19 protein-coding genes and 3 pseudogenes are annotated in these 24,710 nt (G+C 70.3%); 13 read left to right on the forward strand and 9 right to left on the reverse strand.

Annotated features, from left to right (window positions below; all coding sequences use genetic code 11):
* Nucleotide 1: 1 nt before the first annotated feature.
* The 4 genes from ACFY9I_RS19790 to ACFY9I_RS19805 all read right to left on the reverse strand — a co-directional run bounded on the left by ACFY9I_RS19790 (nt 2) and on the right by ACFY9I_RS19805 (nt 4,822).
* Nucleotides 2-1,384 carry an FAD-dependent oxidoreductase gene (locus tag ACFY9I_RS19790; protein ID WP_391003276.1) on the reverse strand — a complete coding sequence of 461 codons (1,383 nt, stop codon included), beginning with the start codon at nt 1,382-1,384 and terminating at the stop codon, nt 2-4.
* Complete coding sequence (locus tag ACFY9I_RS19795) at nt 1,381-2,355, reverse strand: UbiA family prenyltransferase (protein ID WP_391003278.1); 975 nt, start codon at nt 2,353-2,355, stop codon at nt 1,381-1,383. The genes ACFY9I_RS19790 and ACFY9I_RS19795 overlap by 4 nt, the downstream gene beginning before the upstream one ends.
* A 119-nt stretch (nt 2,356-2,474) precedes the next feature.
* On the reverse strand, nt 2,475-3,632 hold the full coding sequence (locus tag ACFY9I_RS19800; protein ID WP_391003280.1) for an aminotransferase class I/II-fold pyridoxal phosphate-dependent enzyme: 1,158 nt from the start codon (nt 3,630-3,632) through the stop codon (nt 2,475-2,477).
* On the reverse strand, nt 3,629-4,822 hold the full coding sequence (locus ACFY9I_RS19805; RefSeq protein ID WP_391003282.1) for an aminotransferase class I/II-fold pyridoxal phosphate-dependent enzyme: 1,194 nt from the start codon (nt 4,820-4,822) through the stop codon (nt 3,629-3,631). Before ACFY9I_RS19805 ends, ACFY9I_RS19800 begins: the two co-directional genes overlap by 4 nt.
* Before the next feature lie 229 nt (nt 4,823-5,051).
* On the opposite strand from ACFY9I_RS19805, the gene ACFY9I_RS19810 reads away from it, so the two are divergent.
* From ACFY9I_RS19810 to ACFY9I_RS19835, 6 genes are read left to right on the forward strand one after another with little or no spacing between them, the layout of a single operon-like run.
* Nucleotides 5,052-6,128 (forward strand): Gfo/Idh/MocA family oxidoreductase, encoded by a 1,077-nt coding sequence (locus tag ACFY9I_RS19810; protein WP_391003284.1) that lies wholly within the window; start codon nt 5,052-5,054, stop codon nt 6,126-6,128.
* Nucleotide 6,129: 1 nt separating this feature from the next.
* Nucleotides 6,130-7,062, forward strand: coding sequence for a TIM barrel protein (locus ACFY9I_RS19815; RefSeq protein WP_391003286.1), 933 nt, complete (start codon nt 6,130-6,132; stop codon nt 7,060-7,062).
* Entirely contained in the window at nt 7,059-8,354 is a 1,296-nt protein-coding gene (locus ACFY9I_RS19820) for a M20/M25/M40 family metallo-hydrolase (RefSeq protein WP_391003288.1), read from the forward strand. Before ACFY9I_RS19815 ends, ACFY9I_RS19820 begins: the two co-directional genes overlap by 4 nt.
* Nucleotides 8,351-9,511, forward strand: a complete 1,161-nt coding sequence (locus ACFY9I_RS19825; protein ID WP_391003290.1) for an Ldh family oxidoreductase — start codon at nt 8,351-8,353, stop codon at nt 9,509-9,511. Before ACFY9I_RS19820 ends, ACFY9I_RS19825 begins: the two co-directional genes overlap by 4 nt.
* On the forward strand, nt 9,508-10,458 hold the full coding sequence (locus ACFY9I_RS19830; protein WP_391003292.1) for a Gfo/Idh/MocA family oxidoreductase: 951 nt from the start codon (nt 9,508-9,510) through the stop codon (nt 10,456-10,458). Before ACFY9I_RS19825 ends, ACFY9I_RS19830 begins: the two co-directional genes overlap by 4 nt.
* A 26-nt stretch (nt 10,459-10,484) precedes the next feature.
* Entirely contained in the window at nt 10,485-10,889 is a 405-nt protein-coding gene (locus ACFY9I_RS19835; protein WP_391003294.1) for a DUF6917 domain-containing protein, read from the forward strand.
* A gap of 124 nt (nt 10,890-11,013) precedes the next feature.
* Here ACFY9I_RS19835 and ACFY9I_RS19840 read toward each other — a convergent pair whose 3' ends face one another.
* The 5 genes from ACFY9I_RS19840 to ACFY9I_RS19860 all read right to left on the reverse strand — a co-directional run bounded on the left by ACFY9I_RS19840 (nt 11,014) and on the right by ACFY9I_RS19860 (nt 16,811).
* Nucleotides 11,014-11,547: an EF-hand domain-containing protein gene (locus tag ACFY9I_RS19840; RefSeq protein ID WP_391003296.1), complete on the reverse strand. Its 534-nt coding sequence runs from the start codon at nt 11,545-11,547 to the stop codon at nt 11,014-11,016.
* A 208-nt stretch (nt 11,548-11,755) separates the two neighbouring features.
* A complete protein-coding gene (locus ACFY9I_RS19845; protein ID WP_391003298.1) occupies nt 11,756-13,015 on the reverse strand; it encodes a nucleotide sugar dehydrogenase in 1,260 nt (419 codons plus the stop codon).
* Between the two features lie 53 nt (nt 13,016-13,068).
* Complete coding sequence (locus ACFY9I_RS19850) at nt 13,069-13,518, reverse strand: hypothetical protein (RefSeq protein ID WP_391003300.1); 450 nt, start codon at nt 13,516-13,518, stop codon at nt 13,069-13,071.
* Between the two features lie 1,327 nt (nt 13,519-14,845).
* The gene (gene bla, locus ACFY9I_RS19855) at nt 14,846-15,745 is read right to left on the reverse strand and encodes a class A beta-lactamase (protein ID WP_391003302.1); all 900 of its coding nucleotides are present in this window, start codon (nt 15,743-15,745) and stop codon (nt 14,846-14,848) included.
* Nucleotides 15,746-16,013: 268 nt separating this feature from the next.
* The gene (locus tag ACFY9I_RS19860; RefSeq protein ID WP_391003304.1) at nt 16,014-16,811 is read right to left on the reverse strand and encodes an FCD domain-containing protein; all 798 of its coding nucleotides are present in this window, start codon (nt 16,809-16,811) and stop codon (nt 16,014-16,016) included.
* A gap of 376 nt (nt 16,812-17,187) precedes the next feature.
* On the opposite strand from ACFY9I_RS19860, the gene ACFY9I_RS19865 reads away from it, so the two are divergent.
* The 7 genes and pseudogenes from ACFY9I_RS19865 (at nt 17,188) to ACFY9I_RS19895 (ending at nt 24,564) form a co-directional block, all read left to right on the forward strand.
* Nucleotides 17,188-17,364: a hypothetical protein gene (locus ACFY9I_RS19865; protein WP_391003306.1), complete on the forward strand. Its 177-nt coding sequence runs from the start codon at nt 17,188-17,190 to the stop codon at nt 17,362-17,364.
* Nucleotides 17,291-17,578, forward strand: a pseudogene (locus tag ACFY9I_RS19870) (hypothetical protein); the annotation flags it as partial. The gene ACFY9I_RS19865 and the pseudogene ACFY9I_RS19870, both read left to right, overlap by 74 nt.
* A 304-nt stretch (nt 17,579-17,882) precedes the next feature.
* Nucleotides 17,883-18,359, forward strand: a pseudogene (locus tag ACFY9I_RS19875) (ABC transporter permease subunit); the annotation flags it as partial.
* Between the two features lie 77 nt (nt 18,360-18,436).
* Nucleotides 18,437-20,434 (forward strand): hypothetical protein, encoded by a 1,998-nt coding sequence (locus tag ACFY9I_RS19880; RefSeq protein WP_391003308.1) that lies wholly within the window; start codon nt 18,437-18,439, stop codon nt 20,432-20,434.
* Nucleotides 20,434-20,781: an L-rhamnose mutarotase gene (locus ACFY9I_RS19885; protein ID WP_391003310.1), complete on the forward strand. Its 348-nt coding sequence runs from the start codon at nt 20,434-20,436 to the stop codon at nt 20,779-20,781. Before ACFY9I_RS19880 ends, ACFY9I_RS19885 begins: the two co-directional genes overlap by 1 nt.
* 87 nt (nt 20,782-20,868) lie before the next feature.
* Nucleotides 20,869-21,372, forward strand: a pseudogene (locus ACFY9I_RS19890) (hypothetical protein); the annotation flags it as partial.
* A 90-nt stretch (nt 21,373-21,462) separates the two neighbouring features.
* Nucleotides 21,463-24,564 carry an RICIN domain-containing protein gene (locus ACFY9I_RS19895; RefSeq protein ID WP_391003312.1) on the forward strand — a complete coding sequence of 1,034 codons (3,102 nt, stop codon included), beginning with the start codon at nt 21,463-21,465 and terminating at the stop codon, nt 24,562-24,564.
* Nucleotides 24,565-24,710 lie beyond the last annotated feature (146 nt).

Here is a 24,710-nt window from a genome sequence, read left to right on the forward strand (position 1 = left end):
GTCATGCGGTCGCACGGATCTCCTCCGCTCGGTGGGGGCCGGACGGCGGGCGCCGCCTCAGCCTGCTCAGGACCCGGGACGCGGCCAGCGCCCCCGCCCGGACGGCACCTTCGGACGCGGGCCGCAGCATCACCCAGTCGCCGGCGTACTCGACGGCGCGCACCGGGCGGGCCAGGAAGCCGGGGCGTTCCCGCAGCGCCTGCGGGGTGGCTTCCGGCAGGCCGTGGCGGAAGGCGTGCACGAGATGGTGGAGGCGGGCACCGGCGAGGCCCGGTACGTAGCGTTCCGCCGCGTGGGCGAGCACGTCGGCGGCCTCGTCGGGGGAGGCGTCCATCAGCTCGCGGACCCGGCGCGGACCGGCCACGAGGGTGATCAGCCCGCGGCCCGCGGGGGCCCGTCCGGGGTCCTTGGCGTGGTCGACGACCACAGCGGAGAGCACGTCCTCCTCGACGGCCGGGGTGAGCAGGATGTGCACCGGACGCCGGGCGGGCGGTGCCAGCGGGTGGTCCAGCAGGCAGCTGACCTTCATCATCGGGGTGAAGGTGCAGGCCGTGACGAAGGGGCGCTCGTCGGCGGGGAGGTCCGGGCGCAGCGTCACCGCCACGGGCGCCGGTACGGCCAGGACGGCGGCCCGCGCCCTGACCTCTTGGTCGTCGCATCCGTCGTCGAACCGCAGGACGGCGTGCCCGCCCGCGTCGGTGACCTCCCGCACGGCGCGGCCGGTCACGACGTCGGTACCGGCGGCCAGCCTGCGGGCCAGGAAGTCCATGCCGCCCCGGTAGGTACGCCAGGTGGCGGGGGAGCCGGACTCCAGCAGCAGGCTCACCAGCGGGGCGGCGGCGGAGCGGGCGGTGTCCCAGCCGAAGAAGCCCCCTGCGACCGGCTGGAGGAGGTAGTCGTGCAGGTCGGGGTGGTAGCGGGCGGCCGTCTGCCGCACCGTGGCGGCACCGAGGGGAGTGTGCTCGGGGCGGTCGCCGTCGAACCGGGCGCGGTGGCGTCCGGTCCACGCCGAGAAGGCGACCAGGTCGAGCCGGCCGTGGGCGGACAGCCCGGCTCCGGTGAACACCGCCGTGCTCTCGCCAACGCCGAGGTGGGCGCGACCACCACGCCAGACGGCCACCCCACCACCGACCCGGGGGACGTCCGCCGGGGCGGCGCCCAGTCGGCGCAGCAGCTCCCAGGTGGCACGGTAGCCGCGCGACGCCACCTGCTCGGCTCCGGTGTCCACCGTCCAGCCCTCGTGGCGCAGGCTGCGCATCCGGCCGCCCACCTGCGGCAGATGCTCGTAGACCCGCACCGACAGCCCGGCGCGCCGCAGTTCGTGGGCGGCGGTCAGTCCGGCGATGCCCGCGCCGACAACCGCGACATCGACCTCGGGCGTCATACGGCGGCCCCCGCCGCGACCAGGATGTTGGCCACGGTCATCAGCACCACGCTCAGCCGGTGCACCGCGAAGCCCGTCCGGCGTGCCGTCATGATGTCCGCCCGGACGAATCCGGTCAGGTACTGGCGGGCCCGCAGCACGCTCGCCGGCAGCATCAGCACCACGAACCACCACGGTGCCACCCCGGTGATCGAGGCGACCGCACCGATGGAGAACTCGGTGACCGACAGGGCCCCGATGAAGACGGCGTTGCCCCGTTCGGACACCAACGCCGCCACGGTCGGACGGCCCACCGCCCGGTCCCCGGCGACGTCGTTGGTGTTGGAATAGACCCCGAACATCAGCGGCCCGAACCCGAACAGCACCGCCTGCACCATCAGGAAGCCCGACCAGCCCCCTGCCACCAGGCCGTACGGCACGATCACGAGCACCGCGCCGAGCGCGACGAGGAACACCTCCTGGAAGCCGTGGTAACTGAGCTTCAGGCCGTACGAGTACTGCAGCGACACGGCGAACAGCGCGCCCGCCGCCACCAGCGCCCACAGCGGGCGGTACGGCGCCAGCACGGCGGCGCCCGCCCACAGCACCGCGCCCGCGGCCGCGCAGCCCCAGGCGAAGCGCAGCGCCTGCGGCACCGTCAGCGTCCCGGCGACGAGGGGTTTGCGTGCCTTGCTGCGCAGCGGGTTGTCGGGGCCGTAGTTGGCGAGGTCACTGCCGTCCCGGAAGCCGGTGACGTCGTCCAGGGCGACCATCGCCATGAGGACCGCGATCTCCCCGGCCAGGAACAGCACCAGGACCAGCGCCTGCCGGACCGTGAAGTCGCCGATTGGGAACAGGGCGGCGGAGAGGGCGAGAAGGATTCCGAGGTAGTAGTCGTACACGTCCAGCTTGCCGAGCCGCGCGTAGACACGCAGCATGCCGGTGCGGTGGGCGGCGGGCGCGGAACGGGCGGCCGCGATGCTGTCCGTCATGGGTGACCTCTTGGGATTCTCTGCGTCGGACGGGGGTGCCGCGCGCGGCCCGGGTGACCGGACGGCCCCGGCGGCTGACGTACGTGCTTGTCGGACTTGTCGTACGTGCTCGTCGTACGTCAGGAGTGCTCGGTGACGAACGTGGACACCAGGTCGGCGACGTGTTCGACCTGCGCGTCGCTCAGCAAGTGGTGTACCGGCAGCGCGAGATGACGGCGGGCGGCCTGTTCGGCCCGCGGCCAGCGGGCACCGGGTGGCGCGTAGGGGGCGAAGGCGCGGTGCGCGGGCAGGGGGCGCGGATAGTAGACGTGCGTGGCCACCCCAGACTCGGCCAGGTGGGCGCCGAGGGAATCCCGGTCGGAGGCGAGCACCGTGTACACGTAGAAGCACCGGCCGTCCCGGTCTGGCGGGGGCGGGACCACACCGCGGTCGGCCAGCGGAGTGAAGCGCTCGGTGTAGTAGGCGGCGATCTCCGCCCGCCGTGCCAGCCGCTCCGGGAAGCCGCGGTAGCGGTGCGTCTGGAAGGCGGCCTGGATCTCGTCGAAGCGGCTGTTGAGCCCGATGGCGTGGTGCACGAAGCGCCGCCCGGCCACCTGGCCGTGATTGCGCAGCATCCGCACCTTCTCGCCCAGCTCCGCGTCCCGGGTGACGACCACGCCGCCTTCGCCGGGCATGCCGCAGGTCTTGACCTGGACGAAGGAGTAGACGCCCGCCTCGCCCCACAGCCCGGCCGGAACACCGCGCAGGACGCCGCCCTGGGCGACCGCCGAGTCCTCCACCAGACGCAGTCCGTGCCTACGGGCCAGCTCGACGAAGCTCGGCATGTCGGCCATCACGGAGAACATGTGGGCCGGCAGCACCGCCTTGGTTCGTGCGGTGACGAGCCGCTCGGCATGGTCCGGGTCCATGGTCATGGTGTCCGGCCGGATGTCGGCGAAGACCGGGGTGGCTCCGGTGCCCACCACCGACGCGGCCAGCGGCGCGCACCCGAACGCGGGCACGATCACCTCGTCACCGGGGCCGACGTGCAGAGCCCGCAGCACCAGGGAGAGCGCCGAGGTGCCGCTGGAACACGCGACCACGTCGGCCGCCCCCAGGTCCTCGCGCAGCAGATCCTCGAAGGCCGCGGTGCGCCGACCCAGGATGAACCGCTGCTCCGGGTCCAGGCCCACCTCCCGGACCAGGCCGATGAGCGTGGCGCGGTCGGCTTCGAAGAGGGCGGACGGGAAGAACGGGACGGCGGGAGGGAGCGATGCGGGAGGGAGCGATACCGTCATACGGTCGTCCTCCCTTCGGTGAGGAAGGAGCGGACGGTGTCGCACACGCGGTCCAGGTCGCCGGGGCTGAGATCGGGGTGGAGCGGCAGGGCCACGGCATGCCGGGCCGCCGCCTCGGCGTGGGGGAACTCGCCCGCCTGGTGGCCCAGTTGGGCGAAGGCGGGCTGGTGGGGCAGCGGCACCGGGTAGTAGACCTCGGTGCCGATGCCGTGTCGGTCGAGATGGACGACGAGGGCGTCCCGGTCCTCGGTCTCGATGAGGTAGACGTAGTACACGTCGCGGGCGCCCGGCCCCTCGGCGGTGACGCGGGGCAGGCGGATGACGCCCGGCACGTCCCGCAGGCGGACGGAGTAGGCGTCGGCCAACTCGGCCCGGTACGCGATCTGTTCCTCCAGGAGGGGCAGCTTGGCGAGCAGGACGGCCGCCTGGATGTCGTCCATCTTGCTGTTCACGCCCGGCCACGCGCTGTCGGTCGAGATCGCCCGAAAGTCGTTCAGCGTACGGCCGGTCCTGCCGTGGTGGCGCAGGGCCGCGACGGTGTCCGCCACCTCCCTGTCGTCGGTGAGCACGGCTCCCGCGTCCCCGAGCGCCCCGAGCGTCTTGGAGGGGAAGAAGGACAGCACCCCTCCGGCGCCGTGCAGGCCCGCGTGCACACCGCGTCGGCGCATGCCGATCGCCTCGGCGCTGTCCTCGACCACCGTCAGACCATGCCGCCGTGCGACGGAGGTGACGGCCTCCAGGTCGGCCATCGTGTGGAACAGATGCACCGGCATCACGAACCTGCTGCGGGCAGTGACGGCTGCCTCCAGGGCCGCCGGATCCATCGCGTACGTCTCCGGGTCGATGTCGACGAACTGGGGCCGACCGCCTGCCAGCACGACGGCCGACGCGGTGGCGAAGAACGAGTACGCGGGCACCAGGACGCCGTCGCCGGGACGCAGCCCACAGGCGCGCAGCAGCAACACGAGCGCGTCGGTGCCGCTGTTGACGCCGACCACGTACCGCGCGCCGGTGTAGTCCGCGAGCACCGCCTCAAGCTGTCCGACCTGTTTTCCGTGAGAGAACTTCCCGCTGTGGAAAACCTCCTCCAGTGATTTTTCGATGGAAGGCCACAGCAGTTCGAAGGTTTTGGCCTGAGAAAAGAAGGGAATTGCGTGCGTCGTTCGTTCAGTGGCTGATAATTCGCTCAAATTTCGTCATCCGCCCCGTGGATTCGTGCGTCCCGTGAGCCATGCCGAGACCGCCTGTTGAGTCATGCCGAAACTCAACGCTAATGGGACTCATCGGCCGCGGAGAATGGGAGAGGGGCATCTTCACACGTTGTGAGTAAAGGGCTTCCGTATGTCTTGACCCAATCCTGCCAGGGCAGCAATAGTCCTGCGTCGCAATGGAGTTGGCGCATGGATAGGAGGCAGCCCTGTGCTGCAGCCCCTCGTGGTCGGGCTCGGCCGGTCCGGATCCGGACTGCATGTGAAAACACTGGCCCGGCTGGCCGGGCGGACGGGAAGCACGGGTGATCCACCGGTCGCCCTGCCCGCGATCGGGTGCGACCCGCGCGCCGATGTCCTGCGACTCCCGGCCGAGCCCAGCGAGTTGACCGTCTGCACCACGCTGGATCAGGCGCTGGAGCGCGTGGATCCCGCCACCGCGGTGGCGCACGTGTGCACGCCGCCCCGGTTGAGGCACGCCGTGATCGCGGAACTCGCCGGGCACGGGTTCCGCCGGATGATCGTGGAGAAACCCCTGGCCGCGTCCCGCGACGAGCTCGACGCCCTGATCCGGCTCCGCGACGAGGCGGGCCTCGCCCTCGTGGCCATGGCCCACTGGACCGGCTCCCGGCTCGCGGACCGGCTGCGCCGGCTCGTCCGCGGCGAACAGCTCGGCCCGCTGCGCCGCATCACCGTGGACCAGCACAAGCCACGCTTCCTGCGGTCCCTGACCACCGACGGGCACCGAAGCGCCCTCGACGTGGAGCTGCCCCACTCCCTGGCTCTGGCCCTCGACCTGGCCGGCCCCGCCGAACTGCGCGCCGCGCACTGCTGGGACCTGCGCTGCGAAGAGCGGGAGCTGCCCGGCATGGGTGGTGCCCAGGTGGAACTGGAGCACAGCACCGGGGTGTCCACGCTGCTGCGCTCCGACCTGGGCGCACCCGTGCGACAGCGCAGCGTCGTGTGCGAGTTCGACGGCGGGACGGCCACCGGCCACTTCCCCCTGAGCGAGGACGACGACCACGCCCAGCTCGTCATCACCCCCACAGGTGGCGACACGCCCGCGGCGCCGACCGGAGCCCACGCCACAGGCGGTGTGCCCGGGCCCGGCCGCCAGGTCTTCCGGGACGACGCCCTGACCGACTTCCTGGAAGGCGCCTATCGCGGCTTCCTCGCCGAAGCACCGGACGCCACCGGCTTCGCGCTCGCCTGCGAGACCGCCCGCCTGCTGTGCGCGGCCCGGGACCACTGCGCCGCCGCACCGTCCGCGCGCACCGGGAGCCGCTGAGATGCTCCGACACCGCACCGCCGGGCACGACGCCGCGGAATTCGGGCCCCTGGCCGGGATCGGTGACGAGGCGGCATCCGGTACCGACGGCCAGCTGGCCGCCCTGCGGCACCTGGGCTGGAACTCCATCGAACTGCGCACGCTCGACGGCACCGCACTCGCCGACCTCTCCCCGGCCGCCTTCGCCACCCTGACCCGGCGGCTGGAGGACGCCGGCGTCACGGTGATCGCCGTGGCCTCCAGGATCGGCAACTGGTCCCGTCCCGTCACCGGTGACCTCGCCGTGGACCTCGCCGAACTGGACGTCCTGGCCGAGCGTTGCGCCGCCCTGGGCTGCCGTCTCGTACGGATCATGTCGTACCCCAACGACGGCCTGACGCAGACCGAGTGGGCTGACCGCGTCCTCGCCCGCACCGCCGTCCTGGCGGACCGCGCCGAGCGGGCGGGCCTGGTGCTGGTGCACGAGAACTGCGCGGGCTGGGCCGGGGACCGGGCCGACCGCGCGCTCCGACTGCTGCGCGGCGTCGACAACCCGGCCCTGCGCCTGCTGTTCGACACCGGCAACGGCGTTCCGTACGGCTACCGTGCGCCGGACATGCTGCAGCACCTCGCCCCCTACGTCGCCCACGTCCACATCAAGGACGCCGTCCGCACCCCGGACGGCACCACCGCCTACACGCTGCCCGGTGAGGGCGATGCCGAGGTGGCCGCATGCCTGCGGATCCTGGCCGCCCACGGCTACACCGGGGCCCTCTCCCTCGAACCACATCTCGCCGTGCGCCCCCACGACGGCCTGGTCCGGGCCGGTGAAGAGGCCGGTGACCTGTTCGTACGGGCCGGACAGGCGCTCACCCGGCTGCTGCGGACCGTGGCGGCGCCCGCCCACCGGGTCGATGCGTCGGCGGCACCCGCCCACCCGGACGGTACGGCGTGACCGTACTGTTCACCGACCAGTACCAGAAGCTGCTGCTGGACCTGTTGGGCCTGCCCAGCGTCAACCCGCTGGAGGCCGGAGGGGACGACCCGCCGTCCCGACTGCCCGACCTCCTCGACCGGTACGCCGCAGCCGCCGCCGACGCGGGGCTGCGCACCGTACGGCTCGCGACCGCGCCCGCCGCCTGCCTGGACCGGCCCGGGGTTCCCTCCACCGTCCGGGCCGCCGCTCGCGATCCGCGCTTCCTCACCGACCAGCCCAGCCTGCTGCTGCGGCTCGGACCCGAGCGTCCCCGCGCGGACACGGTGATGTTCAACGTCCATCTGGACACCGTCGCCGGACACAGCCGGCCCGCCTTCGACGGAAGCAGGTTCACCGGCCGGGGCGCGGCCGACGCCAAGGGACCCGCCGTCGCCCTGCTCGCGGGGCTGCGGGCCGCCGCGTCCCACCCCGCCGTCGGACGGGACGTCACCGTCCTGCTCCAGGCCGTCGCCGGGGAGGAAGGCGGCGCCCTGGGCACCTACGGCACCCGCCCCCTGCTGGAAGCAGGCCACCACGGACGCCTCAACGTGTTCTGCGAACCGACCGGTCTGCGCGCGCTGCCCCGGGCGACCGCCTCCATGACCGCCCGGATCACCGTCACCGGTGAGGACGCCGTGGACGACCACCCGGACGCCGGACACAACGCCACCGTGCTGCTCGGCTTCCTCGCCCAGCACCTCGCCGCCCGCCTGGACGGGGCCGTACCCGGCACACGGGTGTGCCTGGCCGGGCTGCACACCGGCCGCACGCACAACCGCGTCCACGGCACCGGCACCCTGCTGGTGAACCTGTCCTACCGCACCACCGCCGACGGCCGTCACCTGAAGGCCGCCGTGACACGGCACCTCACCGACGGTCTGCTCCGCTTCACCGAACTCTTCGCCTCCACCCGGGAGTTCGCCCGCACGGCACGGGACGCGACACGCCTCACAGAGCTCGGCTGGGACAAGCACGGACTGCCCGCCCTGGACAACCACGACCCCTGGGCCGAGGCGCTCCTGGCCCGCGCGGGAGCCCGGCCCGCGGACGGCGACCCCGGCTTCACCTGCGACGCCATCTGGGCCGCCGGTCTGGACGACGCCTTCACCACCGTGCTCGGCCCCGGTGACCTCGCCGCCAACCACGCCCACGCGCCCGGGGAGTTCGTCGACCTCGCCGACCTGGAGAACTTCGCGGGCGTCGTCCACCGCCTCGTCACCCTCTTCGCCGAAGACCACCGACCCGCCCCTCCCAGAAGGAACCCCGTATGACGGCATCCACCGCCTCCCCGGCAACCTCCGACCACGCATCCGCCTCGGCAACGTCCGACCACTCATCCGTCCTCGTCGGCCACGCCGAGCTGCATGCGGCGCTGACGGGCCTGTTCACCGGCCACGGCATCCCGGCCCACAGGGCCCGGCTCGCCGCCGACGCCCTGTGCCACGGCGACCTCACCGGCCTCGACTCGCACGGAGTGTTCAACCTCCCCCGGCTCTACCTGCCGCTGCTGGAGTCGGGGCGCTGCGACCCCCGTGCCGAACCGCGGACCGTCACCGACCTGGGCGCCTGCGCGGTCGTCGACGCCCGCCGCGCACTGGGCCTGTGGGCCGCGGCCGAAGCCATGGACGACGCCGTCGCCCGGGCGCGTAGGCACGGCGTCGGCCTGGTGTCCGTGCGCGGCGCCACCCACTTCGGGTGCGCCGGCTTCCACGCCGCCCGCGCCGCGCACGCCGGGATGATCGGCCTCGTCGCGAGCAACTGCGGCGGCCAGCGCATCGCACGCCCGCCAGGAGGGGCGGTGGCCATGCTCGGCACCAACCCGTTGAGCGTCGCCGCACCCGCTCTCGACGGCCACCCCTTCCTGCTGGACATGAGCACCACCGTCGCGCCCACCGGACGGGTACGCGTCGCCGCCCGCCGGGGCACCGAGGTGCCCGCCGGCTGGCTGGAGGACGCGGCGGGCGACCCGGTCACCGACCCGGCCGCCTTCGACCGCGGCGAGGCGTTCCTGCGCTGGCTGGGCGGTACGGCCGAGACCGGCGTACACAAGGGCTATGGACTCGGTATCGCGGTGGAACTGCTGGCCGCGGTGGTGTCCGGGGCGGCCGTGGGGCCCTCGCCCGCCGCTCTGGCAGGGGACGGCCGGCCGCACGGACGGGACGACGACATCGGCTTCTTCCTCCTCGCGATCGCCCCGGAGGTGCTGCGTCCGGGCACGGACGTCGCCGGCTCGACCCGGTCCCTGTTCGGCGCGCTCGCCGACTGCCCGCCGGTGCCCGGCGGCGCACCGGTGCGTTACCCGGGGTGGCGGGAGGCCGCACTCGCCGCCGAGCGCCGCCGCGACGGCATCCCGCTGCCGGAACACCTGTACCGGGAACTGGCCGACCTGGGCCTCTTCGTCGGCTCTGGCTCCGGGAACCCGCGATGACCCGGCCCCTGCGGCTGGGCGTCGTCGGCCTCGGCGCCATCGCCCCCTACTACCTGGCCGCCGCCGAACGGCTGCCCGGCTGGGAGCTGTCGGCCGTGTGCGACACGCGCGACCAGGCCCTGGAGCAGTACCGGGGCCCGGCGGCCCGCTTCCGCGACCACAGGACACTGCTGACCCGAGCACGGCCGGACGCCCTGGTCGTGGCCGTCCCCAACCACGTGCACCTCCCGGTCTGCCGGGAGGCGCTGGCCGCCGGTGTTCCCGTGTGCGTCGAGAAACCCCTCGCCCTCACCGCCGCCGAGGGACGCCTGCTGGTGGATCTCGCGCGGCGTCGCGGTGTCCCTCTGCTGACGGCGTTCCACCGTCGCTACAACGCGGCCGTCCGCGCGCTGGCGCACCAGGCGGCCGGCCGGAAGATCGTCGCGGTGCGCGTGCGGTACCTGGAACGCATCGAGGAACATCTCGGCGGCGAGGACTGGTACCTCGACCCGGCCCGCTGCGGCGGCGGCTGTGTGGCCGACAACGGCCCGAACGCCCTCGACCTGGTGCGGCTGCTGCTCGGCGACGTCACCGTCACCGGCTGCGGGATCCACCGCGACGGCTCGGGCGTCGACCGGCAGGCAGTGATCCGCCTCAGCAGCCCCACCGGAGCCACCGCGTCGGTGGAACTGGACTGGTCGTATCCGGGAGAACTCAAGGACGTCGAGGCCGAACTGGCCGACGGAGAGGTCCTGCGCGCCGACATGCTGGACGGCCACCCCGGCTTCAAGGCGTCGCTGTGGCACGAGTACGAGGCGATCCTCACGGAGTTCGCCTCCCTCGCCGCCCGGCGCGCCCCGGCCGGGCCGGGAGCGCACGGAGGCCTGCCCGCACTGGAGCTGGTCGAGGCGGCCTACCGCTGCGCCCGGCCCGCGTCCGATGCGGCGCCGGCGGAGGCGAACCGGTGAACCCGGCGGAGGACGGCCCGAAACGTGTGGTGCGGGCAAGCCTGGTCAAGGTGCTGACGCATCACCGCACGGACCGCGGGATGCGGCTGGAGGAGCATGCTGCGCGCTGCGTACGGCGGGACGAGGTGCACGAACTCGTCAGCACCGACCAATGGGACCCGCGCCCCGGCGCCCGGATCGACCGGGTGGGCTTCCTCGGCTTCGCGGAACTGGTGTGCGGCGGTGTGATCGACCGTGGTGACCTGGTGAGCATCGGGGACACGCCGGTCGGCACGGTCCTGGGCTTCGATGCCTGCCACCTTCCGAACCACTACAACATCCTGATCCACACCCCCCGTCCGGTCAGTGGCCGGGACCTGCGGCTTCGGCCCGAGGCCCGTGTCACCTTCGTCCAGGGTCCGGATGAAGGGGGCCTGGGGCCGAAGGACTGACGCCTTCGTCCAGGCGCGGCCCCTTCATGAGGCTTCATGGGGGCCTGCACGGAGCTTCATGGGCCTTCATGGGTGACCCCCCTGAGCGGATACTCAGGGGGGTCACCGGGGCTGGTCCGGCAGGTCAGCCGAGAAGCTCGATGTCCAGTCGGCCGAAGTGGAAGTCGCGGAGCGCCCCCAGCAGTTCCTCCTCGGACAGGCGGCCGTCGCCGTTGGCGTCGATCTGCCCGAACATGTCACCGGCCTGGGAGTCCGGCACGCCGACGGCGGTCAGCCAGGCCCGGAACTCGAGCTGGTCGATCTCGCCGTCGTGGTTGTCGTCGCACAGGCGGATCAGCGCCTTGACGACGGGGGAGAGGGCGCGGTTGAAGCTCGCCTCGCCCTCCTTGAACAGCATGTCCCCCGTGGCGTTGAGGAACTGCTCCCGGCCGATGCCGCCCCCGGCGGGGACTCCGGCCTTCAGGGCCAGGTTCTCGTAGAGTCCCTGGAACGCGTTCAGGAGTTCCCGGACCTCCGCGGAGTCGGCCTTCCTCCCCAGGTTCTGGGCGATCCGGGCTGCCTCGCCCTGGAAGTCGCCGGGTTCCAGCACACCGTTGCCGTCGGTGTCCCACTTCTCGAAACGCTTCACCAGACGGTCGTTGGCGACAGCAGTGCTCATGTGTTCTCCTTCTCGGTTCGTCTCGGAGAGATGACGGACTGCGGCCCCTGGTAAGGGCCGCGACCACGCAGGGCGGTGCCACTGCGGGGGTCTGTGGGCCGGCGGGACACCAGCAGGAAGGTGCCGACCGTGGTCGGCGGGGCGAGGCGTCGGCTGGGCCGGCGAAAAGCGGGCCGCGTCGGTGCCGCAGACGCGGCGGGCGGGGCTGTCAGAGAAGCGTCACCCTGCTGCCCACGGCCTTGCCGCGTGTGTCCAGCACGGCGCAACGGGCTCTGCCCAGCGCTTCCCTCGCGTAGCAGGCGTGGTCCTGCAGCAGGATCGCCACATCCGCCTCACCCAGGGCTTGCCCCAGATCCGTGGCGCGCGGCAGGGACCGATCGTCCACGCTGAAGTCGGCGGCGTACGGATCGTGGTAGAAGACGTCGATCCCCATGGCGAGCAGCCCCGCGGCCACGGGGCGGGCCGGTGACTCACGGACGTCGGCGACATCGGCCTTGTAGGTGACGCCCAGGAGGAGGGCACGTGCGCCCTCGGGCCGGCCGCAGGTTTCGTTGAGCAGTGACAGGGCCCGGTCCACGACATGCCTCGGCATGTGGGTGAGGACCTCGTCTGCGGCTGCCAGCATGCGGAAGGGGAAACCCTGGGACTCGGCCCGCGCGGCCAGGTAGCGGGGGTCGACGGGGATGCAGTGCCCGCCGACGCCGGGACCGGGATTGAAGGGGGCGAAGCCGAACGGCTTCGACGCCGCGCAGTGCAGAACGTCCCAGACGTCGATGCCGGCCTGGTGGCAGAAGAGTGCCACCTCGTCGACCAGGGCGATATTGACGTAGCGGTAGGTGTTCTCCAGGAGTTTGGCCATCTCCGCCTCCCGCGTGCCCCGGGCGAGGACGAGGTGGTCCACGAACCGTCCGTAGAACGCGGTGGCGTACTTCACGCACAGAGCGGTGCAACCGCTCACGACCTTCGGGGTGTTGCGAACGTCCCAGGTCTCGTTGTTGGGGTCGATGCGCTGCGGAGAATACGCGAGATGGAAGTCCTCGCCCGCTCGCAGTCCACTGCCGCGCTCCAGCAGCGGTCTGACGACATCCTCTGTGGTGCCCGGGTAGCTGGTGGACTCGAGGACGACGAGCATGCCGGGGCGCAGCCGGGCGGCGACGACTCTCGAGGCGTCCTGCACCGCGGACAAGTCGGGTAAGCCCTCCGGCGTGAGCCCGGTCGGAACACAGATCACCACGGTCTGTGCGCCGTCGAGGACCGCGGGGTCGGCCGTGGCGCGGAAGCCCGCGTCCAGCATGGCCGCGACCTCGGAGTCGCAGACACCACCGACATGCGAGCGGCCCTCGGCGAGACCGGACACCACGATGCCGGACACGTCGTACCCGGCGGTGGCCAGGCCGGCCGAGACCGCGGCTCGGGCGAGCGGTAACCCGACATGGCCAAGCCCCATGACGACAAGGTCGACGGTCATGCGCAGCAGTTCTCCTGGGTGTGTGTTGGGGGCGGGGCGCGGGAAACGGTGGTTCAGGCCGAGAAGCTGCCGCTGCCGGGCGCCACGTGCGCCCCGAAGCCCGGCTGCACGATGAGGCCGGGCGTCAGACAGAAGGGGTCGCCGTGCACCGTGACCGGCCGGTCCGTGCGATTCATCAGCACGTGTGCGTCCACCGGAAGCTTGTGACAGCCCTGTGGTTCCGGGTAAATGGTCAGCGGCGCCAGTTCCGTCTCGAAAACCACGACCTCGCCGGGTTCCGCCGCCGCGGCTGTACCGGGGGCTGCGGTCCCCCAGAGGAGCACACAGGTCACAGCGAGCAGAAAGGTCCGGGCACCACGCATAAGCGGCCTCCACTGGAATTCTTCGGTCATTCTTTTTCTTCGGTCATTCCCTTCACGCGAAGGACGGTTGAGTACCGAGGTCCCCGCGTGAATATCGTCATCGTCCGTCGGCGCGTTCTTCGTGCATCCGCGGATGGTCATCCTGATCGTGCGTCGTGGCATGGCGCAGTACGGCGTTGAACGCCTTGTCGGCGGCGCCGGTGCCGCGTCGAAGGGGGTGACCCCGGAGACCGTTCTCGCGGGGCCCCTAGCACGGTGGCCGCCGAGACGAGGGCGTTGGCGTTCGCGGCCTGTTCGGCGGTCAGGCCGAAGGCCGCAGGGGAGATATGGGTCGGCGTAGCAGTCGGTGAGCGTGGTGCGGAGCATGGCGACGTGGACGTCGCTGAAGCCGGGCGGCAGGCGGCTGCGGTAGAAGTCGAGGGCCTGCCTGGTCATGAAGACGCCGTCGTCGCTGCGGGGCCACTCCGGGTCGCGCATGGAGTGCCACAGTTCGCGGGCTTTGGCTTACTTCTGGGGCAGGGCGCACTTGCCGGGGGCGCCCGGGTAGTGCAGGACGTGGTGCCAGGCGCACAGGAATCCGACCGCTTCTCCTGCTCGACGCGGATACCCAGGTTCCACATCGGCTCCACCACCTGAGTGGAGAAGACGTAGGCGGCGACGGTGTTCTTTGGGGAGACCGGCTCGTCCACGTGTCGTGGTCCCATTGTCCGGAGCGCTTGTGCAGTGCCCGGACGGAGGCGTGGTGGTGCGAGAAGAACGACTCCGCCCTGCGGACGTCCTCGGCTGTCCAGCTGGGCAGCGGCGCCACGGCCTCGCGCGGGAACTCCTCAAGCCCGGGCGGCAGTTGGGGTCGCCGCGTGGAGAGCGTACGGATGGCGCGGAAAAGGTCGTTGACGTGGAAGATCTGGCCGGAGTCGAGCAGTTCGGCCACAAGGACGTCCACCGGCGGATCACCGAACCTGGTGGCCTCGGGCAGGTGATCGACGGTCATGGGCACAGATGCTTCCCTTTCTGGCGGCCATGAGATGGGAGCGGAACGGTCAAGTCGTGCGGCGTTCCTCGAGAGGAGGAGGCTGCCGAGCTCCGGCGCCTGGAGTCTGTCCGCCTGCCGGAGAAGGATGCGCCGACAGCATGTGGTGTACACGTGTGAGTGAACGGGGCCTCGCTCGCGAGCACGTCGAGTGGCTGCCCAGCCGGCCCGGCCCTCGCCACCGGTCCGAGAGGAGGCGAGCCCCTCTCTGTCAGCCTTGAGACAGGCCGGACGCGCGGTCGCTGGCATCGGTGATCATCCATCTGGCGGGCGATGGCCTTGACCGGTTGGGTCGTCACCGTCCTCACCCCGGCGCAGCGGCCGGAGTGCCGGCGGCGGGACGGCAGGTCTCGATGCGGTCGCACAGCCGGCGATCCGGCAGGCCGAGCCGAGCCGGTCGGCTGCCGCGTGTCGTGCGTGGACGTGTGGGAAGTGGTGCTAGCGCAGGGCGCGGGCCAAGAGGCGCGCGGTGTCCGCGATCAGCTTGTTCTCCGGCGCGGCGTCCTGGTCGAACTTGCGGGACATGATGGAGAGGATCAGCGGGGTGCCGTCATCCGTCCAGGCGATACCCACGTTGTTGTTGGTCCCGTAAGAACCACCACCCGTCTTGTCCGCGACCGCCCATGAGGACGGCAGACCCGCGCGCAGGCGGGCGTTGCTGGTCTGGTTGTGCAGTAGCCAGTGCGTGAGCAGCGCGCGGTCGGTCCGGCTGAGCGCGTCACCGAGGACGAGCCGGGCGTAGGTGCGGCCGATCGCGCGCGGGCTGGTGGTGTCCGTGATCCGCCACGGCTCGCCCGAGTTCAGCTCCGTCTCCCACCGGTCCAGCCGGGTCACCGGGTCACCGAGGGAACGGGCGAAACGGGTGATGGCCGTGGGGCCGCCCAGTTCACGCAGGAGCAGATTGCCCGCGGTGTTGTCACTGTGGCGGATCGTGGCGTCGCACAGCTCGGCGACCGTCATGCCCGTGGCCAGGTGATCTTTTGTCACGTCCGAGTTATCGACCAGGTCGGCCGCGGTGTAGTGGATCCGGCGGGCCAGCACCTCGCCGTCACGGTCCAGGTCGCGCAACACCGCCGCGGCGGCGAGCGTCTTGAACAGCGAACAGATCGGGAACAGCGTGTCGGCACGATGCTGGATCGTTTCCCCAGTGCGGACATTGTGGGCGTAGACCCCCAGCCGGGCCCCGTACTGCTCCTCCAGCGCACGAAGACTGCCGTTGACACCGTCCGACGCGCGGGCGGGTGCGGTCGTGAGCAGGGCAGTGGCGGTGGCCGTACCGGCCACAAGCAGCGTGCGCCGGCTCATCGCAGAGGTAAGAGGGGCGCTTGTGCGTAACATCGTGCACTCCTTCATCAACGTGCGTCAGCAGTTCCGTCAGTGATCGACGCAGCGCCTCGTGCCTTGGTTGCATCCGAGGAAAGGACGATCACCTCTCAGCCTGGAGCAGCGCCAGGCACTCGGAACACGGCGACCGCGGCGTCGGTGTCCAGCCCCGCATGCCCGGCGACCTGCCGGTACGTGGAGGCGCCGGACAGGCTGAGGCCGTCCACCTGGAGGTGCGCCGCAGCGCGCCCGTCAGTTCGGCGGTCCCGTTTGCTCCGACCGTTTACCCGAACACGCGCCGCTGGATCTCCCGCCGGTAGTCCTCCAGCGTCCTGTCGAGATGCGCTGCCGTGGCCTGAGCGGCCTCGTCGGGGCGGCCGTCACGAATGGCCCGGTAGATCGCCTCATGCTCCTCGACCGCCAACTGGGTACCCTCCCCGAGCCTGTCGTGCATCCCGATCGCGCTGGACTGCCGCTGCAGTCGTCGTGCGTCGCGCACGGCGCTGACCAGGAAGGTGTTGTGGGAGGCCGCGGCCACGGCCGCGTGGAAGTCGTCGTCCGCCTGGTTGAACACGTCCACCTGGCCATGGACGAACCCGTGCCGGCACTCCTGCATGGCGAGTTCGATCGCTCGCAGTTCGGCAGGCGTGGCACGGGTGGCCGCGAGGCTGCTGGCGGCCGTCTCCTGGACCCTGCGGAACTCGAACAGCATCAGGACGTGGTCGAGGTCGACGGGTCGGAAGAAGCCGCCCCAGCGACTGGTGATGAGCATGCCCTCGTCGTCCGCGACGAACAGTCCGCGGCCCTTGTGGGCCCGGACGCGGCCGAGCGCCGAAAGGATCTTCACGGCCTCCCGAACGACGGCCCTGCTGGTGTTCAACTGCTGGGCCAGATCGTTCTCCGTGGGCATCCGGTCGCCCGGCACCAGCCGCGCCTCGGCGATGAACTCGAGGATGCGCTCGGCCACGACCTCGTAACCGGGACGGTAGTCACCCCTTCCGTTCGAGTCCTTCGCCGCGGCTGTCGCTACGGGAGATGCCTGCACAGGCGGAGCCGCAGCGAGCGCGGGCGTGTCGTTCATCTGTCCAGCCTCCGGGGAGTGACTGCGAGGAGTGCGGCTGACCGCTGTGAAGCCGCGCTCATCATACACCAGGACCCCAATGAGTCGTACTTATATGCGCGTGAGGCTGCCGCTTAGGTTACCGAGAGAGTCTGTTTTGTCTATATTTGCAGGCTTAATGGTTCGCGAATGTCAAGCTCACACCCATCAGATCATCGAAAAAAAGCCGACCAGACCTCTTGACTGGAACCTTAATAAGGCGACTAATTTCTACCGCGACGGCAGCCGCACAGCCGTCGTCCCCACCCGACGGGATCGGGACGGCCTGGCGTCGCCCCCTCTCACGCGCCGCCCACCCGAGTCGCTCGGGGCGCCCGCAAGCCCAGTGGAGTCGTTCATGACCCTCAACAAGCCCTCAGCCGACCGGAGAAGAGCGCTCGGCGAGAGACGGTCGGCATTGCCGGCCGGCTGCGCGGCTACTGTGATGCTGACCGCCGCCTATGGCGGCGGAGGCACGACCGGTACGACCGCCGAGGACGGCTTCACCCAGGTGCCCAGAAGGACGGCGCGTTGACCGTCCGGGTGGACGCGACCCGCATGGACCCCGCGAAGCTGTACCAGAAGCTGCACCGAGTTCGCTGCTGGGCCTGCTGGGCTTCGACACCTTCGGCGAGGCCATCGAGCCCGGGAACCTGGCGCTGCTGTTCACGGTCATCGCGTTCTGGACCGGGGCGGGCGGCTGGATCGTCGTCATGTACGGCGTGCTGAACAACATCCCCAAGGATGTGATGGAGGCGGCCCACATCGACGGCGCGACTACCTGGCAGACCGCCTGGCAGACCGCCTGGCACGTGCAGATCCCCATGCTCCGCAAGTGGATCGTGTACATGGTGATCCTGGCCTCCGCGGGCGGCGCCCAGCCCTTCGTCGAGCCGAAGCCGCTCTCCCTCGCCAGCGTGGGCGTGGCCGGACGCGACTACTCGCTCAACCAGCTGACGTACGACTTCGCCTGCGAGATGAACAACGTCAACGGCGCCGCCGCGGTCTCGGTGGAGCTCCAGGTCGTCAGTGTGCCGGCCGCCGCCCTCTTCGGAGATCAACGCGGTCGGTCTGTTCGGCACGATGTGGTCGATCACACTGCCGTACTCGTTCTATCCGTTCGGGGTGTACCTGACGTACATCTACTTCACCACCGCCGTCCCGAAGGACCTGCTGGCGGCGGCGCGCATGGACGGCTGCTCGGAGTTCGAGGTCTTCCGCCTGGTGGCACTGCCGCCGGCGACACCGGTCATCGCGCTCGTGGGCTTCTTCAGCTCCGTCGCCAACCGGACCAACTACTTCCTGCCGTACGTGATGCTCCCCGAGAGCGGCCAGATGCCCATCCAGGTGGGCGTCGGCAATCTGCTCAGCAGTGTGCCGTCGTTCAACCCGACCGCCGGCTCGCTCGCGATCGAGCGCCCGCAGCTGGCTCTCGCGACGCTGGTGGCCATCACACCGGTCTTCGTCGTCTTCCTGTTCGCCCAGCGCTTCCTGGTCAGCGGGATGCTCGCCGGAGCCACCAAGGAATGACGCCCTGAGCGGGCCCCACCCGCCCGGCCGTTGGCCCCCGGTACGTGCACCGCAACCCCCGAACGGAGATCCTTCAGATGCCCTCCAGCTCTGCCGACCACACCCCGGGTGAAGAGGACCCGGCCTCCTCGCCCTGCGTCCGGGCCGAGGTGCCTCTGCTGGAACCGCCCGGCTGGGCCGTCGCCCAGCGTGCCCTGTTCGACCTGCTCGACCACGCCTGGCGCCGCTTCCAGCGTGACTTCACCGGCCCGGACGGACGGCTGAACTACACCGGCCCGCTGACCACCCGCGACGGTGTGGACGACTTCTACGAGGTCTTCTTCAACTGGCCCCAGCTCTATCTCCTCGGCGGCGCCGACGACCTGCTCCCCGCAAGTGAGAAGCACTGGGAGGGCGTCACCCGGCAGCTCACCGAACTGAACATGCTGTGCGACGAGTACGAGCGCGGCTACGACTGGTTCCACCAGGGCGAGAGCCTGCTGCTGCTCTACTTCCTGTGCATGGCCGCCCCCGAGCGGTGGAGTGAGCGTGCCCTGCGCTTCGCCGAGCTGTACGTCGACCCGGCGAAGGGCAACTACGACCCCGAGCACCGCGTCATCACCCGCCCGCACAACGGCAGCGACCCCGACCGCCGGGGCCTGTTCGACGGCGACGTCTACCCCTGGCTGGTGAAGGAGGCGGAGACGTACGGATTCCCGCTCGACTGGCTCGCCGAGGCGGCCGGTGGCCCGTTCCCGCTCTCCGAGGACCCGCGGCTCGGCGCGCAGATGCGGGACCGGATGGGCGTCGGCGACACCGCGGTCAACCTCGCCGCCGCCGGACTGGTCCTCAACGCCTGGATCCTGTCCGGCGAGGAGCGTTACCGCGACTGGATCGTCGGGTACGTGGGCGCGTGGCGCGAGCGCACACGTGCCAACGAGGGGCTCATCCCGGACAACGTCAGCCCGGACGGGGTCGTCGGCGGCCTCCTGGAGGGCCGCTGGTACGGCGGCCACTACGGCTGGTCCTGGCCGCACGGCTGGCACAGCGTGGGCCACGCGGCCTGTGTGGCGGCGCTCGCGGCGGCGACGGCCACCGGGGACGACGACTGCCTCTCCCTGGTCGCCACCTCACTCGACACCCTCATCGGCCACGCCAAGGTGATGCCCCACACCGAGGCGGACTCCAGCCTCCCCTCCAAGTGGGCCGTCGAGCTGGGCCCGGACATCCACACACCCACCCCGCATCTGCCGTTCCGGCACAACGACGCGGGCTGGTTCGACTACAACCCGGTCACCCCGCCCGTGCCGGTGGCCCTGTGGCACCACACGGCCTCCGACGCCGACCGCTCCAGGCTGGAGCGGCTGCGCGAGGCCGACGGCATCGACTGGCGCACCGTCCGGCCGTTCCGGGCCAAGGAGGAGTCCGGCCACGAGAAGGCATGGTTCGCCTTCCTCGCCGGTGACAACCCCGGCTACCCGGAGCGGATCCTCGCCGCCGCCCAGGCCCAGGTCCGCCACCGCCTGCGGCGCGTCGACCGCTACCGGGACCTGGACGTGCCCGAGGCCGACATCCATGTATGGCAGCTGTGCAACCCGGTGGCCACCGAAGCCCTCGTGCAGCTCACCTGGGGCGGCCCGCAGGTGCTGTACAACGGCGGCCTGCAGCAGGCCCGGCTGCGCTACCACGACGCCGAGGCCCGCCGCGCCGGCCTGCCGCCGGACGTGGCCGCGCTCGTCAGCTCCATCGACCCCGAGGCGACCACCGTCGAACTGGTGAACCTCGCCCCCGAGGCGGAGCGCACGGTGATCGTCCAGGCCGGCGCCTTCGCCGAGCACACCATCACCGCCGTCCGGTACACGACCTGCGAGGATGACGGCTGGATCGGGGACATGTACGACTACGGGCACACGGAACCGGTGGTCGGCGAGGCGGAGCAGTCCTGCGACAGCAGCTTCCTGACCGTCCGGCTGCCCGCGTCCACCCGCATCCGGCTCACCCTCCGGCTGCGGCTGCGTGCCCACACCGCCAGCTACCGCACACCGTTCGACGCCCCGGGCGACACGGCCGCCTCGGCCCCGGAAGGGAAGATCTGATGAAACGTATCGCCCAGACCATCCGGCTCCGGCCCGAGCACCGCGAGGAGTACCTCGCACTCCACTCCGCCGTCTGGCCCGGAGTCCAAGCCGCCCTGCACCGGGCACACATCCGGAACTACAGCATCTTTCTCCACGGCGACGCGCTGTTCGCCTACTTCGAGTACCACGGCAAGGACTTCGAGGCCGACATCGCGACCCTCGAGGCCGACCCCGAGACCCGGGAGTGGTGGAAGCTCACCGACCCCTGCCAGGAGCCCTGGCCCGACCGGGGCGACGCACGCCAGTGGACGGAACTCACCGAGGTCTGGCACCTGAGCGCGCCCGACGACAGCACCACCGCCTGACAGCTCGTACCGGACCGAACGACTTGGACCGCCCAGTGACCTCCAGCCCCGTCCTCATCGACCCCCACCACCACCTGTGGGATCTCGCCAGACGACCACTGGCGGCAGGCCGCCGACGAGGCCATGCCCATGCTCGCCGAGCTGCGCGAGTAGGGCGTGATCGGCACGATCGGCTCCGGCATGAACCAGTCGGCGATGCTCGCCCGCTTCCTGCGCGAGACCGCCGCCGACGTGGTGATGCTCGCCGGCCGCTTCACCCTCGGTATGCGGACAGCACGGCAGGTGGAACGGAACGTGGAACTCCACCGCGGCGCCGTCCCCCAGGCGCTCTGGGACGAGCTCCGGGACAAGGGGCTGATCAGGTCCTACGTCCCCACCGGGCCGAGGCCCGGGGCACGGGGGGTTCCTCTCATGCCTGACCGGCGCGCCAGGACCGTCCGCCATCGCCCGGCCGATCGATTACGCCCCCGCTCCGTTTCCGTCGGAGGTGAGCTTCACCGTTTCCGACGTCGCGAACCCACCCCCGACCGGGGGTTCTGCCGGTCACCGGCGCGCCTCGGGACCTCCGAGACGCTTCAGGATTGGGCGTGATGAAGATCCGCGTCAACCGCACCGAGAAACACCCAGGAGCCGCCGTATGAACGCCTGCTCGACCGTCCGCACCAGAAGGAGGAGCAGACGATGAACCACCTCGCCCCTCCTCTGCGCAAGTTGTCAGCAGTGCTCGCGTTGTCGGTGTCCGCCGCGCTGCTGACATCCCTCACCACGCCGACCCCGGCCGCGGCCGCCACCCAGGCGACGTACTACGTCTCCCCCAACGGCAGCGACACCAACTCCGGGACGATCTCGTCACCGTTCAAGACCCTGCAGCACGCCCGGGACGTCGTGCGCACGGTCAACGACGACATGACCGGAGACATCAACGTCTATCTCCGGGGCGGCACCTACCCGGTGAGCAGCACCATCAACTTCACCTCGGCCGACTCCGGTACGAACGGGCACCGAGTCGTCTACGCCGCCTACCCGGGCGAGAAGCCGGTCCTCGACGGAGGCGTTCCGGTGACCGGCTGGACACAGCACAGCGGGAACATCTGGAAGGCCACGCTCAACCGCGACAACAAGCTCCGCGCTCTCTACGTCGACGGCAAGCGTGCCCAGATGGCTTCGAAGACGATCAGCTCGGCCGGATGCTACGGGTCGAACTACACGGTCCACGACGACCCCTTGCCTTCCTGGGCCTGGGAGACGGGTGCGGCGTGCGACGCGGCCAAGTACAGTCTCTCCGCCCTGCCTGCCATCGCGTCCAACCAGGACGACGTGGAGATCAAGACGGCGACGACCTGGACCACGGCGATCGTGGGCGTCAGGGAGGTCACCACCAGCTCGGACGGCGCCAACCGCGTGGCCAAGTTCCAGCAGCCGGGCGCGGCCATAGCCCAGTTCGCGTACAACGGTGACTTCAAGGCCGACGGTACCCAGACGTTCATGAACGCGTACGAGTTCCTGGACCAGCCGGGCGAGTTCTACTTCAACAAGACCACCGACACGCTGTACTACTACAAGTCCAGCTCCGAGGACATGACGACGGCGGAGGTCTTCGCGCCGAACAACGTCTCCACCATCCTCAAGATCGCCGGCACGTCCAGGACCGACCACACGCGGAACATCACGTTCTCCGGTCTCACGGTCGAGCACTCCGACTGGAACCTGGTACAGGTGGCGGACTCCGTCTTCCGGCAGGGCCAGCAGGGCAACGTCACCGCGAACGTGTTCGCGAACGACAACTTCCACGCCTTCACATACCGCAACGTCGACCTGCAGCCGGCGATGATCCAGATCGAGAACGCCGACGGGATCAACCTGCAGCGCAACACGGTGCAGCACACCGGTGCCGACGGGATCACCCTGGCCAACGACGTGACCGACTCGCAGGTGACCGGCAACTACGTCAATGACATAGCCGGGTCCGCCATCACCGTGGGACACCCCCAGCACGTGTACATCGGGGACTACACCTCGACCAACCACGAGAAGTACCCGGTGAACGTCGAGGGCATCTGCAAGAACATCACCGTCAGGAACAACTACCTCTACGACAGCGCGGTGTTGTTCAACGGCTCCAACCCCGTCTCGGCGTACTTCGTCGAATCACTGGCCGTGGAGCACAACCGGATCGAGAAGTCCCCGTGGGCGGGCATCTCGCTCGGCTGGGGCTGGTGGAACTTCAACGGAGACTCGGACTCGGTCCGGCCCGGCACGCCGACCACCACGGCGAAGAACAACTCCATCAGGTACAACGAGATCGTCGACACGATGCAGACGCTCGCCGACGCCGGTCCCATATACACGCTGGGCAACCAGCCGGGAACGGAGATCAGCGGCAACTACATGCAGGGTGTTCCGGCCGGCCACAAGTACGGCATCCACCCCGATGAGGGCTCTGCCAACATCAACTTCCACGACAACGTGCTCGACGTGGACCCGGGTCTGACGTCCACCATCCACTCCGGCAACTGGGGCCGCCAGAAAAACCTGTCGATCACCAACACCTACGGCACCGTCAACAAGATCTTCGAACCAAACGTCACGGCCAGCACCATCCAGGACGTGCGCGCGTACGCGGACAACGTGTGGCCGTCGCAGGCGTACGACGTCGCCGTGAACGCGGGCCTGGAGGACGCCTACAAGGACCTCGTCCCCCGCAGCAGGGTGGCCCTGCAGGACTACGCGCTGCCCGCCGCCACGTTCGCCGGCAAGGGTGTGTCGTCCGTCCCCGTCCGCAGCACCGGCGACGCGACCAAGACCCTCTGGCTCGCACCGTCCGGCACCACCACGTTCGCCGTCGGTCCCACGATGACCAAGGCGAGCGGAACCGCGACGGCCATCGACGTTCCTCCGTCGCTCGGTGACTACCGCCTCTACGTCGTGGACGCACAGGGTGCCGCGTCCGTCGCGTCGAAGGCGCTGGTGCGGCAGCGCTGGGCCTACGTCGACGACAAGGCCGCGAGCATGACCTACTCCTCCGGCTGGTCGAACTGGAACGACACCAAGGACTACAACGGGTCCGAGAAGTTCACGAGCGCCTCGGGCAACTACGCCGAGTACTCCTTCACCGGCACGGGCATTCGCTACCTCAGCATGAAGCAGCCGAACATGGGCAAGGTGGACGTCTACCTCGACGGCGCCCTCGCACAGGCGGGCATCGACGCCTACGCCTCGACGGTGACGAAGCAGGTGGTGCTGTTCGAGAAGACGGATCTCGCCGCCGGCCCGCACACGATCAAGATCGTGTGCACCGGGACGAAGAACGCCTCCTCCTCCAACACCGTCTGCGCACTGGACGCGTTCGCCCACATCTCGTTCCCCGCCAAGAACGCCTTCTACAAGGTGCTCAACAAGAGCAGCGGCAAGGCGGTCGACATCTCCGGTGGATCCAACTCCGACGGAGCGAACATCATCCACTGGACCGACAGCGGAGCCCAGAACCAGCGCTGGCGGTTCGTCCCGGTGGGTGACGGCAGTTACGAGATCGTCAGCCAGGACACCGGCAAACTGCTGGACGTCAAGGACAGGCTCACCACGGACGGCGCGGGCATCGTCCAGTGGTCCGACACCAACGGTGCGAACCAGCACTGGACACTGGTCGCCACCGGCAACGGGTACTTCAAGATCAAGAATATGAACAGCAGCAAGCTGCTGGCGCTGTCCTCGGGCGCTCAACTCGTCCAGACGACCGACACGAACGCCGACAGCCAGCTCTGGAAGATGGTGAACGTGGACTGATCAAGGTGAAGCACCCGTGGGGGGGGGGGGGGCCCCCCCGGGGGCCCCCCCCCCCCCCCCGGTGCCACCCCCCCCCCCCCCCACCAAAAAAAAGTCGGGGGTCCAAAAAAGCGGGGGGGGAAAATGGAAGTTAAATGTTTTAAGGG

Origin of the sequence: Streptomyces sp. NPDC012510 (assembly GCF_042955065.1) — a bacterium.
Classification (GTDB): Bacteria; Actinomycetota; Actinomycetes; order Streptomycetales; family Streptomycetaceae; genus Streptomyces.

Excerpts from the sequence above, each read along its gene's own strand:
- ACFY9I_RS19790 (WP_391003276.1), bottom strand. The coding sequence starts at position 1,384 with ATGACGCCCGAGGTCGATGTCGCGGTTGTCGGCGCGGGCATCGCCGGA.
- ACFY9I_RS19795 (WP_391003278.1), bottom strand. The coding sequence starts at position 2,355 with ATGACGGACAGCATCGCGGCCGCCCGTTCCGCGCCCGCCGCCCACCGC.
- ACFY9I_RS19800 (WP_391003280.1), bottom strand. The coding sequence starts at position 3,632 with ATGACGGTATCGCTCCCTCCCGCATCGCTCCCTCCCGCCGTCCCGTTC.
- ACFY9I_RS19815 (WP_391003286.1), top strand. The coding sequence starts at position 6,130 with ATGCTCCGACACCGCACCGCCGGGCACGACGCCGCGGAATTCGGGCCC.
- ACFY9I_RS19825 (WP_391003290.1), top strand. The coding sequence starts at position 8,351 with ATGACGGCATCCACCGCCTCCCCGGCAACCTCCGACCACGCATCCGCC.
- ACFY9I_RS19830 (WP_391003292.1), top strand. The coding sequence starts at position 9,508 with ATGACCCGGCCCCTGCGGCTGGGCGTCGTCGGCCTCGGCGCCATCGCC.
- ACFY9I_RS19840 (WP_391003296.1), bottom strand. The coding sequence starts at position 11,547 with ATGAGCACTGCTGTCGCCAACGACCGTCTGGTGAAGCGTTTCGAGAAG.
- ACFY9I_RS19845 (WP_391003298.1), bottom strand. The coding sequence starts at position 13,015 with ATGACCGTCGACCTTGTCGTCATGGGGCTTGGCCATGTCGGGTTACCG.
- ACFY9I_RS19850 (WP_391003300.1), bottom strand. The coding sequence starts at position 13,518 with ATGACCATCCGCGGATGCACGAAGAACGCGCCGACGGACGATGACGAT.
- bla (WP_391003302.1), bottom strand. The coding sequence starts at position 15,745 with ATGTTACGCACAAGCGCCCCTCTTACCTCTGCGATGAGCCGGCGCACG.
- ACFY9I_RS19860 (WP_391003304.1), bottom strand. The coding sequence starts at position 16,811 with ATGAACGACACGCCCGCGCTCGCTGCGGCTCCGCCTGTGCAGGCATCT.
- ACFY9I_RS19865 (WP_391003306.1), top strand. The coding sequence starts at position 17,188 with ATGACCCTCAACAAGCCCTCAGCCGACCGGAGAAGAGCGCTCGGCGAG.
- ACFY9I_RS19880 (WP_391003308.1), top strand. The coding sequence starts at position 18,437 with ATGCCCTCCAGCTCTGCCGACCACACCCCGGGTGAAGAGGACCCGGCC.
- ACFY9I_RS19885 (WP_391003310.1), top strand. The coding sequence starts at position 20,434 with ATGAAACGTATCGCCCAGACCATCCGGCTCCGGCCCGAGCACCGCGAG.
- ACFY9I_RS19895 (WP_391003312.1), top strand. The coding sequence starts at position 21,463 with ATGAACCACCTCGCCCCTCCTCTGCGCAAGTTGTCAGCAGTGCTCGCG.